Origin of the sequence: Chryseobacterium sp. WG23, from assembly GCF_024586575.1 — a bacterium.
In the GTDB taxonomy this organism is placed as follows: Bacteria; Bacteroidota; Bacteroidia; order Flavobacteriales; family Weeksellaceae; genus Chryseobacterium.
Window position 1 is genome coordinate 55,672 of the sequence record NZ_JALCZE010000003.1, and the last position, 16,585, is coordinate 72,256.

Genomic DNA, 16,585 nt, shown 5'->3' on the forward strand with positions numbered 1-16,585 from the left:
TAATGAAAAAACTAACCATATTAAGCGGAGCGGGAATCAGTGCCGAAAGCGGAATAAAAACCTTCAGAGACGGAGATGGTCTCTGGGAAAATCATAATGTAACCGATGTGGCCAGTCCGGAAGGATGGCGAAAAGACAGGGCTCTGGTATTAGAATTCTACAACCAGAGAAGACGCCAGCTTCATGAGGTACAGCCTAATGAAGCCCATAAGCTGCTGGCAGAGCTGGAAAAACATTTTGAGGTACAGATTATTACCCAGAATATTGACGATCTTCATGAAAGAGCAGGATCTTCCAATATCCTTCATATCCATGGAGAATTGTTCAAATCATGTTCATGCAACAATAAAGGCCTGATTTATGAACAAAAAGGAGACATCAATATGGGAGACAAAGCAGAAGATGGAGCTCAGCTAAGACCCTTTATCGTTTGGTTCGGGGAAGATGTTCCTTTATATCAGACAGCAAAAGAAATCGCAAAAGAATCAGATATCTTACTGGTAATCGGAACTTCTCTACAGGTATATCCTGCTGCCGGGCTGATTCATGAGATTAGCGACAATTGCCTTCTAATTGTTATCAACCCTAATGAAACAGAATTCGGATATGGAAAAAGAGCAGTGGTTATGAAGGAAACGGCCACACGGGGAATGAAACTATTGTTTGATAAACTGGTTAATCTTGCCTGATGAAAAATGCAGTTAAATCTCCGGAACTTTAGGAGTAAAAGTAGCCTTTGCTCCGGAATTTTATAATTGTTAATGAAACATACCTATGAACGAAATAGAAAAGAAAAAAATAAGTAAATTTTTAAGCCTTATTTTGAGGCATCAGCCGGAAAGCATTGGTTTGCAACTTGATGAAAACGGCTGGGCTCACATAGATGAGCTGAGAGAAAAATCTGCTAAAAGAAGAATATATTTTACCCATGAAGAATTAGATGAGGTAGTAGAAACCAATAATAAAAAAAGATTTGCCTTTAATGAGGATAAAACCATGATCAGAGCAAGCCAGGGGCATTCTATTGATATAGATCTTGCATTGGAAACCCGTCAGCCTCCTGACTTTTTATACCATGGTACGGCGGAAGGCAATATTTCCTCCATTTTAGATAAAGGGATAGAAAAAAGAAGCCGTCAGCATGTTCATTTAAGTGCTGATAAAGAGACCGCTACAAAGGTAGGAATGCGACACGGAAAACCTGTTATTCTCACCATCAGAACCGGAAAAATGCATGAAGAAGGATTATTTTTTTATCTTTCGGCTAATGGAGTCTGGCTGACAGATTTTGTAGAGGCAAAATACATTTCAAAATAAAAATGGGAAGAACATTAGTGATAGGGGATATCCACGGAGGGCTTAAAGCATTACAGCAGGTTTTTGAAAGGGCAGAAGTCATGGATGATGATCAGCTGATCTTTCTGGGTGATTATGTTGACGGATGGAGCGAATCTTCACAGGTTATCCAGTTTTTAATTGAGCTTTCGAAAAAGCAGGAATGTATTTTTATCAAAGGGAACCATGATGCCTGGGCTGAAGACTGGCTTTCTACGGGAACCGGACCAGAGGTCTGGCTTTTCAATGGCGGACAAAGTACCGTAGAAAGCTACGCAGACTTTTCTCACCAGGATAAAGAAATTCATCTTGATTTCTTTCGGGAAATGAAAAATTACCATGTGGATAGTCAAAACCGTCTGTTTATTCATGCAGGATATTCTTCTATGCACGGGCCCGAAAAGGAAGTGTATTCCAGCAATTACAGATGGGACAGAACCCTGTGGGAGACTGCGGCAGCAATGGATAAAAAACTGTCAAAAAACTCAGAGCTCTATCCTAAAAGACTGCTTTTATATCATGAAATATTTATAGGACATACTCCAACACTTTATATTGGACGTAAAACACCTGTCAATAAAGCCAATATATGGAATATGGATACCGGAGCCGCTTTTACAGGTGCCCTATCTGTTATGGATATTGAAACTAAAGAATGCTGGCAAAGTGATCCGCTTCCATTGCTATATCCTGATGAAAAAGGAAGAAACGTATAAAATTAAAAGATGAATAAGATGTTGTCTGCAATCTAACCTCACAGGTATACTAAAACTATGAGGTTTTAATTTTTTATGGCTGTTTTTACTTAATCAACAGGGTCATTTTTGCCTTTTTACTATTTTGCTTTTCTGCCATAATCATATTTAACTAATTTTAGGCCGGAAAATAAAATATCAATGAAACTGAAATACCTTTTACTCACCTTAAGTTCCAGCTTAGTCTTTGCCCAGAAATCTTTTCAGACTCCTTTTGAAAAAGGAAATGGAAATCAGACGGTTACCTATGACGAAATGAATACCTATTATCAGGATCTGGCGAAGAATTTTAACACCATTCAATATCTTAAAAAAGGAGAAGATGACAATGGAAAACCTATTTATGTCGTGGTATACAATCCTTTTGCTGAAAAAGATGTTGAAAAACTGAGAAAAGATAAAGCAATTCTTTTTGTCAATAACGGAATTCATCCCGGAGAACCGGATGGAATAGATGCTACGATGATGCTGATGCGTGATTTGGCAACAAAGAAAATTAAAACACCACAAAATTTTATCATTGCTGCTATTTCTGCCTATAACATTAGTGGAATGCTGAACAGAGGCTCTTATTCCAGAGCCAATCAGAATGGCCCGGAACAGTATGGCTTTAGAGGAAATGCAAGAAACTATGACCTTAATAGAGACTTTATCAAGGCAGATTCTAAAAATGCAAGAAGCTTTCAGGAAATCTACCAGTGGCTGAAACCGGATGTATTTATCGATAATCATGTGAGTAACGGAGCAGACTATCAATATACATTTACCTATATTTCTACTTTTAAAGAGCGCCTGGGAAATACCCTCGGAACCTATTTTTACAATGATTATCAGGCTAAAAACCTTAATGAGATGAAAAAGTTAGGCTATGAAAGCACCCCTTATGTGAATATTCACGGGGATGTTCCGGAGGTGGGCTTTGCTTCTTTTGAAGACTCCCCGAGATACTCAACGGGGTATACCTCTTTGTTCAATTCATTGGGAACAGTTCCTGAAACCCATATGCTGAAGCCGTATGACAAAAGGGTAGATGCCACTTACAAGTATATGCTGGTTAATCTGGAGAACCTGGATAAGGATTATAGTAAAATAAAACAACTCCGTTTGGAAAACCTGAAGCAGTATCGGGCAGGCAAACCATATGGAATCCGTTGGAAAATAGATTCTACAAAGTTTTCTACCATGGATTTTAAAGGGTATGAAGGAAAATATAAACCCAGCGAAATTTCTGGGAAACCAAGACTGTATTATGACAGGAACAAACCTTTTACAAAGAATATAAAGCTGTTTACCACGGCAGTTCCTACCGGTTACATTACAATTCCCAGGTATTATGTGATTCCACAGGCTCAATATAGAGTCATTGAGGAATTTAAAAGAAATGGAATTCAGATGAAGCCGCTTCAGAAAGATAGTACTATAGCAGTAGAGTCTTATAAGATTAAAGATTTTAAAACAGTTAAAAATCCTTACGAAGGACATTATCTTCACTATGAAACGACTGTAGAAGCAGCAGAGAAAAAACATACTTTTTCTAAAGGTGATTATTTAGTTTCTACCAATCAGCCTGGTGTGAAGTATGTTATTGAAACCCTTGAACCTGAGGCGTTAGACTCGTTTTTCAACTGGAACTTTTTTGATGGAATCTTAGCTCAGAAAGAATACTATTCAGCCTATATATTTGAAGATACGGCTGCAGAGCTGTTAAAGAAAGATAAAAATCTGAAAGACGTCTTTGACAAGGCAAAATTATCAGATAAAAAGCTTTCTGAAGATGGTGAAATGCAGTTAGACTGGGTCTATAGACATTCACCTTACTTTGAAGAAAAAACATTCAGACAGTATCCTATATTTAGGATTGAATAAATTAAATTTTCAATGATATAGCTCATTATTTGATTAATTTTCAACATTTTTGGTTAATTTGTAGGATTTTGTTTTGTTTTTTAGTTTAAAGATAAATATTGTTTAAATTTGAATTGATATATAAATAAAAAACAATGAAACAAATTTATCAATTATTAGCCATGTGTTGTCTTATACCTTTAGGGATGTCAGCACAGTACTCCCAAAGTTTTGATTCGGCTACCATGCCGGCAGATTGGACCATAATAAACGGAGGCGACTCTGAAACCTGGATTACAGCGAATGCTTCTTCTCCATCTGCATTTGCTCCATATTCAGGAACACATTTCTTAGGGTTGAAATATGGAAGTACAGCACATGATGATTATGCTATTAGTCCTGCTATTCTGGTAGTAACAGGAGTGTCAGACAAACTTTCTTTTTGGGCAAAAAACAAAGGTGCCTCACTTGCAGAGACTATTGATATCAAAATATCGACAACGGATCCTACGGCCGCTGCCTTTACAGATACTTTAGCAGCCTCAGTAAAACCGCCTACTACCTGGCAACAGTATACTTATGATTTGACCCCTTATGTTGGGCAAACAATTTATATTGCTTTTTATTCTTCTACAACGAATATCTGGTATATTGGGATAGATGATTTTGAAATTTCCACCAATAATCTAGGAATTTCGGAAGTAAATTTAAACAAAGCATCTATCTATCCAAATCCTGTAAAAGATGTTTTAAACATTAGTAATAAAAATAAAATGTCTGAAGTAGGCATATATGATTTTACCGGGAAATTGCTCAAAAAAGAAACTGTAAATTCCGAAAATGCAAGACTATATGTTAATGATCTGGCAACAGGAAATTATATATTGAAAATTAAAGAAGGAGTGGCTGAAAAAAGCTATAAAATTATTAAGAAGTAATCTTACTTTTATTAAAAATAAAAAAGACGTTTCAGCCAGAAACGTCTTTTTTTTATTTTGGAAGACCTCTTTGTAAGGCCAGTTCTGCTCTTTTAACCGCTAACTTTTCTTTCCAGTCCATATATTCTTTTTTGAAATTGGACTTCATGATATCATCAAATTTACGCTGTACCGTAAGATTCCATAAAGAATGTGCCTTTACAGCCCATGATTTGTCCCATGCTCTTAATGAAATAGAGAAACTTCCGTCCAGATATTTCATCCAGTGCCACCATCCTGTAGGCATAAAGAGTGTGTCCCCATGCTCCAGGAAACACTCAATACCTTCTACACCATCCAGTGCCGGAAATTTGGTGAAGTCCGGATTTTCAATATCATAATCTTCCAGGGCATAAGTTGCATACGGAATTTGGTATAGCCTTTCTTTCCATTTATAATCGAAAAGAAGAATGTGTTTCCTTCCATTAAAGTGAGTATGGAAAATATGGGCCATATCAATATCGAAATGAAGAAAGGTTTCAGAACCTTTACCTCCAAAAAACATATTGGGGTATTTATCTAAAAAACCACCCATTAGTTCTTTAGGTGAAATATAATCTTCAAGAAGGTTCGGGGCAAATTTTATCGGATCAAAAAGGAAAATTCTAAGGTCGGTAGGTTCCCTCTGAATAAGATCTATATAGTCTCCAAACTTCATCTTTGCGGCGGAAGAATTGATGGGGGCAGAAGGATCTGCTTTTGAACTGTCATATAGCGGAACTTCCACGTCTCCTACAACCTCCTTCATATATTCCATCGTCCATTTTTGGTACGCCGGCCATTTTTTTGCCATATTCTTGATGACAACGGGCCTTCTTGGCTTTAGATACTTTTCGTAGAATTCCTCTTTGGAAATGTCATCTACAATATCTATAGGCTTTAAATTTATTCCCATTATGTAAATTTTATATTACAAAATTATTAAATTAAAGTATAATGAGAAGACTAAGAAAATTTTTTTTATCTATGATTGAAATTATTTTCAGCTGTTTAGACTAAATAAAAATAGTAAAATGCCATTTAATACCTTTTTATTAAACTCTTTTCAAAAGACATAAATAAATTGTCCTATAAATAATCATAGGGCAATAAAATACAAATAAAATGAATAAGAGTTCATTCCTACATCTAATGTATCTCTTTTATCTGACAAACAAAATGATATAAATATTAATAAAAATATTTCAAATTTTGTAATAATGTTATTTTAATTCTGATAATAGAAATTATAATTTACTTTTAATATTCAAATATGAATAAGAGTATAAATTTATTAATCCAAAAATTAAATGGATGTATTATTGAAATATTTATAATCTGTGGTTGGCTTATCTCTTTTTCTATCCATTTGATAATGTGGTTTTAAGAATAGGGCATTTTTTGCCTCAGCATTCTTATCCATGAATATCTGGATTTTTAAATGCAAAGGTATTTATCTTGTTAAAATATAACTATATTTGTAGTGATATGGATTTAACTTTTCGGTTTAAAAATGATCTTTATGAAAAGTGTAACGAAATTCAACAATGATTAACTAATTGGGTAAATACATAAGTATGAAAAAAAATATTTCTTTATTTTTGATGATCTTTATTTCTGTGTTCACTTTTGCACAGAAAACGGTGTCAGGAAAAATTACCGATGACGATGGAGTAGCCATACCCAGCGCAAGTGTAACCATTGAAGAACCCGGTAAAGATGCTATTCTGGCATATGGGATCACCAATTCTAAAGGAGAATATAAAGTAACATTTACCTCTGCAGAATCTAATGTGGATCTTAAGGTGAAAGCGTTTAACCAAAAACCGGTTACCAAACAGATCAGCAATACCGACCAGAACCTGAGTTTTAAAATGCAGTCGGAGGCTACAGAAATCAAAGAAGTGCAGCTGAAGACAAAAATGATCACCGCCAGAGGAGATACCATTTCTTATGACCTTAAAGCTTTTAATAGCAAAAACGACAGAACGCTTGCGGATGTAATGAAAAAAATCCCGGGAATTGAAGTCAATAAAGACGGGACGATCCTTTATCAGGGAAATGCGATCAATAAATTTTACGTTAACGGAAAGGATTTAATGGAGGGTGGATATGGAACCATTAACAATTCACTTCCCAAAGACGCCGTTCAGAAAGTAGAAGTTCTTGAAAATCACCAGCCGGTAAAAATTCTTCAGGATAAAGTCCCTTCCGATCAGGCAGCCATTAATATTAAGCTTAAAAACTCTGTAACCATGACCGGAAGAGGAGAGGTGGGAACAGGTTTTGGAGATCCCTGGCTTTGGAATGTAAAGCTGACTCCCATGTTTTTCGGCCAGAAAAGCCAGTGGGTAGTCAATTATAAAACCAATAATATGGGGGAACAGGTAGAGAGTGAAGGTAATATTCTCGCTTTTGGAAGCGGATGGGAAGGAAGAAGAAGTAATATTTCACAAAATAGCTGGTTAGATGTTGAAAAAGCCAGCGTTCCTGATCTTCCGGTAAAAAGATATTTGATGAACAGTGTTCATTACCTCTCAGCGAACTACCTAACCAATATTGATAAAAAGAAGGAGTGGGAACTCAAAGCCAATGCAAACTATACTAATAATGCGGTGGAAAGGGAGTCCAATAGTACCATTACAGATATCCAGCAGGGAACGAAATATAATACCAAATTCCTGAACAACTTCTATACAGATAAAGTAAAAGGAGAATTGATATTTACTAAAAACGCTAAAAAAGGATTCTTTAAAAATACAACTACATTTTCTCAATTCTGGAATGCCGACAGAGCTTTGGCAGAAAGAAGAGGAAGCATTGGAAATGAAGCATTGGAATCTCCAACTTCATCTTTTCAAAACTCTTTAAGTACGATTATTCCATGGAAAGAAAAAATGGTGAATTTTAAGTCTTATATCAGTTATCAGGATGACAAGCAGATCTTAGAAATTTCTCCTGCTGAGTATCTGCAGTTTCCCTACAAAGTATCAGATACTGCTCAGTTAGCTACCATTAAATTTACTCCAGGAAGTACAGCTTTACAGTATTTTAGAATTAAATCTTTAGATACATCACATTCTGCAAATATCAGTTTTTCAACAAAAGGCTGGACTTTTACTCCACAGGTGGGAATTGATTTTTCAACAGATAGGCTGACTACAAACTTCGATGGAATTACTGATGATAATAAACCGGATTTTACAGGTTTTGCCTATGAAAATGATCTGAAATTCACGAAAATCAATCCAAATGCATCCGTGGGGATTAATTATAAATCTGAAGCCTGGAGCTTATTTGCTAATTTCCCTGTTAACTTCAATAATATTAAAGCTGAAGATGCATTCAGAAATGTTTCAAAATCATTAAATAAAACAACATTTACCCCTAATGTCTTTGCTCAATATTCTTTTGCTTCATTTTTTAAAGCAAGCTTGAACGGAAGTATCAGTAATAATTTTGGAGATATCCAAACCGCCTATGCAGGATATATTTTAACAAGCCCGGGTGGATTTAATGTAATGAACCCCAAAAATCCAATACCCCAAACGACGACAAAAAGTGCAGGAGCAAGATTAGAATATAGAAATCCATTAAACAATATTTTCTTTAATGCAGGATACAGATTAAGTGATGCTAAGAACAACCTGTTGGCCTCAAGTGCAGTAAATGAATTCGGATTCAGTGTTATTGAATATATTGAAAGCGAGAACAAAAGAACAAACAACAGTTACTATGCAGAAATTGGAAAGTATTTTCCTAAATTTAAAACAAATGCTTCCCTGAATTATAACAATACAAATTCAAAGTCTCAGTCAAGAAGAAATGAACAGGACATTAATACCAGAACTGACGGAAATACATTAGGATTTAAATTAAACAACACCTATTTTTCGTGGATGAGTTTCGATTTTAATATGACAAAATCATGGAATAAGCAATCCAATGGTATTATTCAGGATGATCTTGGAAAAACTGAGGGGTATACCCATAATTTAAATGTGTTTTTCTATCCGTTGGAAAATCATACCATAGGTTTCTATTGGGATCAGATTAACTCAAAATTAGGACAGACCAAATTAAATAATGGCTTTTTTGATGTCTCTTATCAGTTTAGCTGGGCAAAGAAAAAAGTAGACTTCGAACTAAAGTGGATGAATATTGGAGACAGAAAAGTATTTGAAAGGATCAATGTAGGGGATGCAACGATTACACAGACTACAATGCAGCTCCGCCCCAGCCAGGTAATGTTTACAGTAAAATTCAACTTTAAATAAAGTAAAAACCAATCCGAACCGGATTGGTTTTTTGTTGAGATATACTGAAGTATTAAAAGCTTTGCTGATCTGCAGACGGACCGTAACTTCCGGGAAGAGGAATGTTATTGAGCCTGTAATAAACTCCCAATTGTGCCCGGTGATGAGTAATCTGGTTTAAAGCATGACGGATCGCTCCATACTTGCTCCAGCTTGCCAGTTCATGCCCGTCATTTTTAATCGTCCAGCTTGGATTTAATTGGTCTTCGGAAGCATTTTCTAAAGCTGCTTTTCCGGATTGATAATCGTGATCAAGTTTCTTTAAAAGATCCTCTTTTGTGGAAAGAACAGTGGGCTGGTATCCTCCCTTGGCAAAATCCAGTTCCGAAGTGTTTAAAATAGTATTTGGCCATTCAAAAACTTCCACAAGATGTGTCGCAAGAGGCATCATTTTCATACTTTTTTCATGAGGAGCATAATCATTTTTCCCTTCAGGAAAGAGTTCAATGAATTTTTTTGTTGTTTGAAATTCTCCCTCCAGTTCGGATTTTAATTGTGATAAAGTGTCCATAATATTTTGGTTTTTAGAATATTAAAGATACTTCTTTTAAAACTTGAAATGTTTTAACAAAATCATAATTTTTATAATTTGCCTTTCTGATCAGGCGAAAATTAACCCTCATGAAAATAAAAATGAAGAAAAACTGTAACAAAAGTTCACATCCGATTACTAATTAATAAACTTGATTAAAATGAAAAAGCTATTTTCCATATTCTTTATAGCTCTTTTTGCAGCAGCAAGTGCACAGGAAACAGCTAACCGGTTCTTTTATGAGCTTACCTTTAAGCCCAAGAAAGATTCTGCAAAAATGGATAAAGTGATTACTATCCTGGATATTACAGATAAAAACAGATCTGTTTATCAGGATTATACCGTTATTGCACAAGATTCTATTATGAAAATAGAAATAGAGGCAATGCAGAAGGCTGGGACTATGAAAGACCTTTCAAAAACTATTAAAACGCCAAAGATTTCAGCAAGGATATATAAAACGTATCCAGGTATGGGAATTCAGTATGTTGACAAAATTGCAAATGGTTTTACACCTACCAATATTGGATATAGTGAAAACTTAAAGTTCAACTGGAAGATTCTTGGCGACAAACAAAAGATAGGTGAGTACAATACTCAGAAGGCCACTACAGAATTTGGAGATAGAAAATGGACGGCATGGTTTACAACAGATATTCCTTTCCAGGACGGACCGTACAAGTTTTATGGTCTTCCAGGGCTTATTGTAAAAATAGAAGATTCAGAGAAAAATTATTCATGGGTATTACAGGGGAATAAAAAAGTGAAAGATTATACAGAGTTCTCTTACATTGAACATTTGATGCAGGCTTCAGGAGGAAAGGTTAAAGATCTGCCTAGAGAAAAGTTTGAAAAAACATTCAATGATTTTAAGAAGGATCCTTTTGCTTCTGTAAGGCCAATGATTACCCAGGAGATGATGTCTAAAACAATTCCGGGTATGGACGGGACTATTGGAGACATGATGAAAAAGCAGGAAAAACAGTATAAAGACTTTTATAACGCCAATGATAACCCTGTGGAGCCTCCTTACACTAAATTAAGCGTAGGAGCTGTAGAAAAAGCAGAAAAATAAAAATCAGAACAGACTTCATATCAACTAAATTATATTCAAATCAACCCAGATACAGCAATGTATTTGGGTTGATTTCTTTCATATCTGTTGTTATTTAGATTAAATTTAAATAACGTATATTTGCAACACTAAAAATCAGGCTTTGAAAGAGAAAGGATTACATAAATTAAGTGGATTTCCCAAAAACAAAATGGGGAAGATATTGGGCTATGATAATGACCATCTGAAAATGCCCAATAAAATCATTGAAATGGGGCTTCTTCCGGAGACTTTTTTCAGGATTTTGTATCAGGCTCCATTCAATGGGCCAATGTATGTAGAGTTTGGAGTAGAGAAAAGCCGGATTGCTCTTCGTGAGGAAGAAGGAGATTACATCATTGTTGAAGAATTGAATTAATGCAGGCAAACAAGAAAAAACAAATACTTTTAGTAGGAAACCCGAATGTAGGAAAATCTACGGTTTTCAATACACTTTGTAATAAAAAGCAGAAGACCGGAAATTATGCCGGGGTAACTGTTGCCAGTTATTCCGGGAATTATACCTATAAAAATGAAGACGTTGAGGTAGTAGATCTGCCCGGATCATACAGCGTGTATCCAAGTTCTGAAGATGAGGCTATTTTTTCAAAATATCTTATCGATGAACAGGAAAACTATGCCGGAGTTGTTTATATTCTTGAAGCTTTAAGTCTGAAAAGAGGCCTTCTTTTGTTTCAGCAGATTCAGGATCTCGGCGTTCCCATGATTCTGATTGTCAATCAGATTGACCAGGCGGAAAGAAGAGGGATTAATATAGATATCCAACAGTTTTCCAAAGCCTTAGGTATTACGATCATTCAGACAAATGCCAAAGAACATATTGGTATAGATGAAGTAAGAGAAGCCGTTTACAATAACCAATTTGTAAAAGCAGATAAGATTTCATTTGAAACACCGAACGAACACAGGGATTTTATACGGAAACTGGCTTCACATAAAGGTTTTGATAACGAATATAAAGCATGGATGAGCCTTTCGTTAGGTACAGACCTGGGAAGAATAGAATCTGTAATGGATCAGCTTAATGAAGCAGATTCTAAAAGTTTGGTACCTAAAAGATTACAGGTTCAGGAAACAGTTAGGAGATATCAGAATGTAGATAAAATCTTAGAAAATGTAATTACTAAAAAACCTCAGTTCAAAGAATTGTTAACGGAAAAGCTGGATAAGGTTTTGGTTCACAAATTTTGGGGATATGTAGTATTTTTAGCCATTTTATTAGTTATTTTTCAAAGTGTATTTTTCCTGGCAGAATATCCTATGAGCTGGATTGAGGAATCTTTCTCATGGCTTGCAGCCTTTACAGCGGAGCATCTTCCGGAAGGACCCGTCAATTCACTGATTTCAAACGGAATTGTTCCGGGTATAGGAGGAATTGTTGTATTTGCACCCCAGATCGGGATTCTGCTGTACTTCCTTTATCTACTGGAAGATTCAGGATATATGGCAAGGGTAGTATTCCTGATGGACAGGCTTCTGCGGCCATTCGGACTCAATGGGAAAAGTATTGTTCCGCTTGTTTCAGGAACGGCTTGTGCAATTCCTGCAGTGATCTCTACAAGGAATATTGAAAACGTTAAAGAAAGATTGCTGACTATCCTGGTGACTCCCTTTATGACGTGTTCTGCAAGGCTTCCGGTATACAGTATCATTATTGGGCTCATTATTTCTGAAGGAACATTTTTAGGGGTAAAATATAAGGCATTGGTGCTGATGGGGATGTATCTTCTGGGCTTTCTGGTAGCATTATTCTCTGCAGCCATTCTTAAAGGATTTATTAAGCATAAAGGTAAAACCTATTTGGTAATGGATTTGCCGGCTTATAAAAAACCGCTCTTCGGATATGATCTTAAGATGGTTTTAGGTAAAGTCTGGGACTTTATTACCGGAGCAGGTAAAATTATTTTCATTGTAAGTATCATTATATGGTTCCTAAGTTACTTCGGACCCAAACAACAGCCGAATGAGTTGGTAGCAACCAATGTAGAGCTCGACCATTCTTACCTTGCAAAAATGGGTAAAGGAATAGAGCCTGTCATTGCTCCGCTTGGATATGACTGGAAAATGGGAGTTGGAATTCTTACCAGCTTTGTTGCCAGAGAGGTTTTTGTGGGAACAATGTCTACACTATACAGTCTTGAAGATGATGCTCCGGAAGTGAAAGTAATTGATAAGATGAGACGGGATGTAAAGCCAAACGGAGAGAAAGTTTTTAGCTTTGCTACGGGAGTTTCAGTACTTTTATTTTATGCATTTGCAATGCAGTGTGTTTCTACACTTGCAGTAGTCTACAGAGAAACCAAAAGCTGGAAATGGACAGGCTTTCAGGTAATCATGATGACAGGTTTGGCATATTTTGTGTCGATGATAGCATATCAGATTTTAAAATAATGGATTCATCATTAGTTTTTCAATACGTCATTATCTTTGTAATAGTAGCATTTGCCTGTTATTCTTTATTTAAGATACTCAGAAAGAATTTTACGCCCAAAAAATTCAGTTCCAAAAGAACAAATTGTGATAAAGATTGCGGCTGTTCTTAATATTGAATTAAAATAATTAATTAAAAAAATGTAGTAAATTTATTTTTTTAATTTAAAAAATTCAGTTTGAAGCTTTCAAAAGCAGTCTTTGTTTTCTTATTTCCTTTTTTTGCGTTCTATGGAAGAGCACAAAGCGATACCACGAATATAAAATCCTATACAGATCAGGTGATGATCCGTGCCAATATTGATACCAATATTGAAAGTTATATTTTTTCGCAGGGAGAAGGAAAAAATGAAAACCAAATGACATTTTCAATCAACAACAAAACAAGGACTTCCCTCTCGGTTGACTATAAAATAATAAGTGCTACCCTGTCTTTTTCACCCCATTTTATTTCAGGCAATAACGATGATGAGCTGAAAGGGAAGAGTTCTTATACAGACTTTAGCTTACGGCTATTTCCCAAAAAATTTATTCAGACCCTCTACTATAAAAACGTAAAAGGATTTTATCTGGAAAATATGAAAGATTTTCTTCCCGGCTGGCAGGAAGGGAAAGATGCATATATCCAGTTCCCGGACTTCAGGGTACAAAGTTTCGGAGGATCTACCGCATATGTTCTCAATGAAAATTTCTCAGCCAAAAGTATCTATACCCAGGGAGAATGGCAGAAAAAAAGCAGTGGCAGCTGGGTTCCTTTCCTGGACTATGATATAAGCCTTTTTACCAATATAACAGATGGGCAGAAGAGCAAAGAAATCCAATATAAAATCGGAGCCAATATGGGATATTTCTACAATTGGGTGATTGGTAAAAAAGTGCATATTGCTCCCTATTTAGCATTAGGCCTCGGTGGAAAATTCTCCAGTTATTATGAAAACCTGAGCGATAAATCGCGGGTCAATGCGCAGTATGTAACCATAAGGATGGAAGGAGGACTTCATATAGGATACAATACAGACCGCTTTTTATTCGGAGGAAAAATGAATTTCAGTGCCTATGCCTATGATCAGAAAAATAACCAGACTGTGGAAAATAATAACCTCTATGGTCTGCTGTATATAGGGTATCGTTTTGCCCCTCCGAAAGTTGTAAAAAACACCTATGATAAAATTCAAAAAAAGATTCCTGTTTTATAAGTTCAAGAGTCTTTTAAGTATCTTTGCGTAGAAAAATATAGAAAGAAAACAATCAAACAATCAAAATATAATGTCGTTAATTAAATCTATTTCAGGAATTAGAGGAACCATAGGAGGAAGAGTAAATGATAACCTGACTCCGCTTGATGTGGTGAAATTTGCTTCGGCTTTCGGAACCTGGCTTCAGAATAATAAAAATAATAAAAATTTAACCCTTGTGATCGGTAGAGATGCAAGAATATCCGGTCAGATGGTTTCTTCTCTTGTTACCGCTACTTTACAAGGGTTGGGTATCAATGTGGTAGATTTAGGGCTTTCTACAACACCTACGGTAGAGATCATGGTACCGGAATTGAAAGCTGACGGAGGAATTATCCTTACCGCTTCTCACAATCCAAAACAATGGAATGCCCTGAAATTACTGAATGAAAAAGGAGAATTCATCAATGGAGAAAACGGTGCAGATGTACTTGCTTTAGCAGAAAGTGAAGATTTCAACTATGCGGAGGTAGATGATCTTGGGAATTACGAAACAAGAGATGATGCTTTTGATATCCATATTCAGCAGATCCTGGAGCTGCCAATGGTAGATGTAGAGGCCATTAAAGCTAAAAAATTTAAAGTGGTACTGGATGCGGTAAACTCTACAGGTGGAATCGCTATTCCTATGTTATTAGATAAGCTTGGCTGTGAGACCGTTAAACTGTATTGTGAACCTACAGGACAGTTTCCACACAACCCGGAACCTTTAAAAGAACACTTGGGAGATATCCGCGAGCTGGTGATTAAAGAAAAAGCAGACCTGGGAGTTGTTGTAGATCCGGATGTAGACAGATTGGCCCTAATTGATGAAAAAGGAGAAATGTTCGGCGAAGAGTATACTTTGGTGGCTGTAGCAGATTACCTGTTGAAACATAAAAATGGAGTGGCAATTTCTAACCTTTCATCAAGTCGTGCCTTGAGAGACGTAGCTCAAACCCACCATTCAGAATACTTTGCAAGTGCCGTAGGAGAAGTAAATGTGGTTACTTTAATGAAGGATAAAAATGCAGTGATCGGAGGAGAAGGAAACGGAGGAATTATCTATCCTGAACTGCATTACGGAAGAGATTCTTTAGTGGGAGTAGCATTGTTTTTAACCCATCTGGCAAAAGAAAATAAAACAGTATCTGAATTGAGAGCAGGATATCCAAGTTATTTTATGGGGAAGAAGAAAATAGAACTTACACCGGAGATCAACGTAGATGATATTTTAAGCAAAATGGAGCTGGAATATAAAAATGAAGAAGTTTCTACAGTGGATGGTGTTAAAATAGACTTTGAAAACAATTGGGTTCACCTTAGAAAATCCAATACAGAACCGATTATCAGAATTTATACAGAAGCTAAATCTCAGGAGGAAGCCGATAAATTGGGAGATGATATCATCGCTAAGATCAAAAGTTTAATTTAAATAAAACCTAAAGAACGGATGCCATCTAGCTCCGTTCTTTTTTGTATCCCATGTTTGAGCATATAAAAGACAAATTTCCCTTCCCTAAAGAAAAATGGCGGAAGTTTCTGAACACTTTTGAAAGGATCGAAGTTCCGGTCAAAACGCTGTTATTACAAGAAAATGAAGTCTCCTGTAATGCATATTATCTTGAAAAAGGGGTTGTCCGGGCATGGTATAATAATGATGGTAAAGATGTTACCTTTCAGTTTTTTCTTGAAAATACAATGTTTTCTTCTCTTGAAAGCTTTAAAAAAGGACTTCCAAGCATGGTTTCTTTCGAAACAATAGAACCTTGTATTTTATATAAAATCGGAAAGCCTGATGTAGATGCTTTTCTGGAAGAAGTGTATGAATGTCCTGAACTTAGGACCCTGTTGATGGACGCTTTTTTTGAAAGAATGTTTGATTATATGAAGCACTTCTTTTCATTTATTAAAGATACCCCACAGCAGCGTTATCTTAATCTGATGAAAGAAAAGCCTGAGATCATCAAACGAGTGCCCCAGCATTATATTGCTTCATATCTCGGGATTACAACGGTTCATCTCAGCAGGATAAAAAGCAAAATACTGAAAGATAAACCTTTCTGAAAACTATTTTCAGGGATTATT

General features: G+C 35.9%; 14 protein-coding genes. 12 read left to right on the top strand and 2 right to left on the bottom strand.

Annotation, left to right across the window (positions count from 1 at the left end; genetic code table 11):
- The first annotated feature begins 2 nt into the window (after nt 1-2).
- The 5 genes from MP477_RS05450 to MP477_RS05470 all read left to right on the top strand — a co-directional run bounded on the left by MP477_RS05450 (nt 3) and on the right by MP477_RS05470 (nt 4,873).
- Nucleotides 3-689 carry an NAD-dependent deacylase gene (locus MP477_RS05450; RefSeq protein ID WP_257189507.1) on the top strand — a complete coding sequence of 229 codons (687 nt, stop codon included), beginning with the start codon at nt 3-5 and terminating at the stop codon, nt 687-689.
- 85 nt (nt 690-774) lie between these two features.
- Nucleotides 775-1,317, top strand: a complete 543-nt coding sequence (locus MP477_RS05455; RefSeq protein WP_257189509.1) for an RNA 2'-phosphotransferase — start codon at nt 775-777, stop codon at nt 1,315-1,317.
- A 2-nt stretch (nt 1,318-1,319) separates the two neighbouring features.
- The gene (locus MP477_RS05460) at nt 1,320-2,051 is read left to right on the top strand and encodes a metallophosphoesterase (protein WP_257189510.1); all 732 of its coding nucleotides are present in this window, start codon (nt 1,320-1,322) and stop codon (nt 2,049-2,051) included.
- Nucleotides 2,052-2,231: 180 nt separating this feature from the next.
- Nucleotides 2,232-3,956 (top strand): hypothetical protein, encoded by a 1,725-nt coding sequence (locus MP477_RS05465; RefSeq protein ID WP_257189511.1) that lies wholly within the window; start codon nt 2,232-2,234, stop codon nt 3,954-3,956.
- Nucleotides 3,957-4,090: 134 nt separating this feature from the next.
- Nucleotides 4,091-4,873, top strand: a complete 783-nt coding sequence (locus MP477_RS05470) for a T9SS-dependent choice-of-anchor J family protein (RefSeq protein ID WP_257189512.1) — start codon at nt 4,091-4,093, stop codon at nt 4,871-4,873.
- A 52-nt stretch (nt 4,874-4,925) separates the two neighbouring features.
- On the opposite strand, the gene MP477_RS05475 is transcribed toward MP477_RS05470, so the two are convergent.
- The gene (locus tag MP477_RS05475; RefSeq protein WP_257189513.1) at nt 4,926-5,807 is read right to left on the bottom strand and encodes a cupin-like domain-containing protein; all 882 of its coding nucleotides are present in this window, start codon (nt 5,805-5,807) and stop codon (nt 4,926-4,928) included.
- A gap of 661 nt (nt 5,808-6,468) precedes the next feature.
- Here MP477_RS05475 and MP477_RS05480 point away from each other — a divergent pair.
- A complete protein-coding gene (locus tag MP477_RS05480; RefSeq protein WP_257189514.1) occupies nt 6,469-9,168 on the top strand; it encodes a carboxypeptidase-like regulatory domain-containing protein in 2,700 nt (899 codons plus the stop codon).
- A 52-nt stretch (nt 9,169-9,220) separates the two neighbouring features.
- Here the strand turns inward: MP477_RS05480 and MP477_RS05485 are convergent, their stop codons facing one another.
- A complete protein-coding gene (locus tag MP477_RS05485) occupies nt 9,221-9,718 on the bottom strand; it encodes a DinB family protein (RefSeq protein ID WP_230033049.1) in 498 nt (165 codons plus the stop codon).
- A 181-nt stretch (nt 9,719-9,899) separates the two neighbouring features.
- Here MP477_RS05485 and MP477_RS05490 point away from each other — a divergent pair, with 181 nt between their 5' ends.
- The 6 genes from MP477_RS05490 to MP477_RS05515 all read left to right on the top strand — a co-directional run bounded on the left by MP477_RS05490 (nt 9,900) and on the right by MP477_RS05515 (nt 16,564).
- Nucleotides 9,900-10,814: a GLPGLI family protein gene (locus MP477_RS05490; protein WP_230033047.1), complete on the top strand. Its 915-nt coding sequence runs from the start codon at nt 9,900-9,902 to the stop codon at nt 10,812-10,814.
- A 142-nt stretch (nt 10,815-10,956) separates the two neighbouring features.
- Nucleotides 10,957-11,211 (top strand): FeoA family protein, encoded by a 255-nt coding sequence (locus tag MP477_RS05495; RefSeq protein WP_257189515.1) that lies wholly within the window; start codon nt 10,957-10,959, stop codon nt 11,209-11,211.
- Entirely contained in the window at nt 11,211-13,244 is a 2,034-nt protein-coding gene (gene feoB / locus MP477_RS05500; RefSeq protein WP_257189517.1) for a ferrous iron transport protein B, read from the top strand. The genes MP477_RS05495 and feoB overlap by 1 nt, the downstream gene beginning before the upstream one ends.
- Before the next feature lie 218 nt (nt 13,245-13,462).
- The gene (locus MP477_RS05505) at nt 13,463-14,479 is read left to right on the top strand and encodes a DUF4421 domain-containing protein (protein ID WP_257189518.1); all 1,017 of its coding nucleotides are present in this window, start codon (nt 13,463-13,465) and stop codon (nt 14,477-14,479) included.
- Between the two features lie 70 nt (nt 14,480-14,549).
- On the top strand, nt 14,550-15,932 hold the full coding sequence (gene glmM / locus MP477_RS05510) for a phosphoglucosamine mutase (protein WP_257189519.1): 1,383 nt from the start codon (nt 14,550-14,552) through the stop codon (nt 15,930-15,932).
- Between the two features lie 50 nt (nt 15,933-15,982).
- Complete coding sequence (locus MP477_RS05515; protein WP_257189520.1) at nt 15,983-16,564, top strand: Crp/Fnr family transcriptional regulator; 582 nt, start codon at nt 15,983-15,985, stop codon at nt 16,562-16,564.
- Nucleotides 16,565-16,585: the final 21 nt, after the last annotated feature.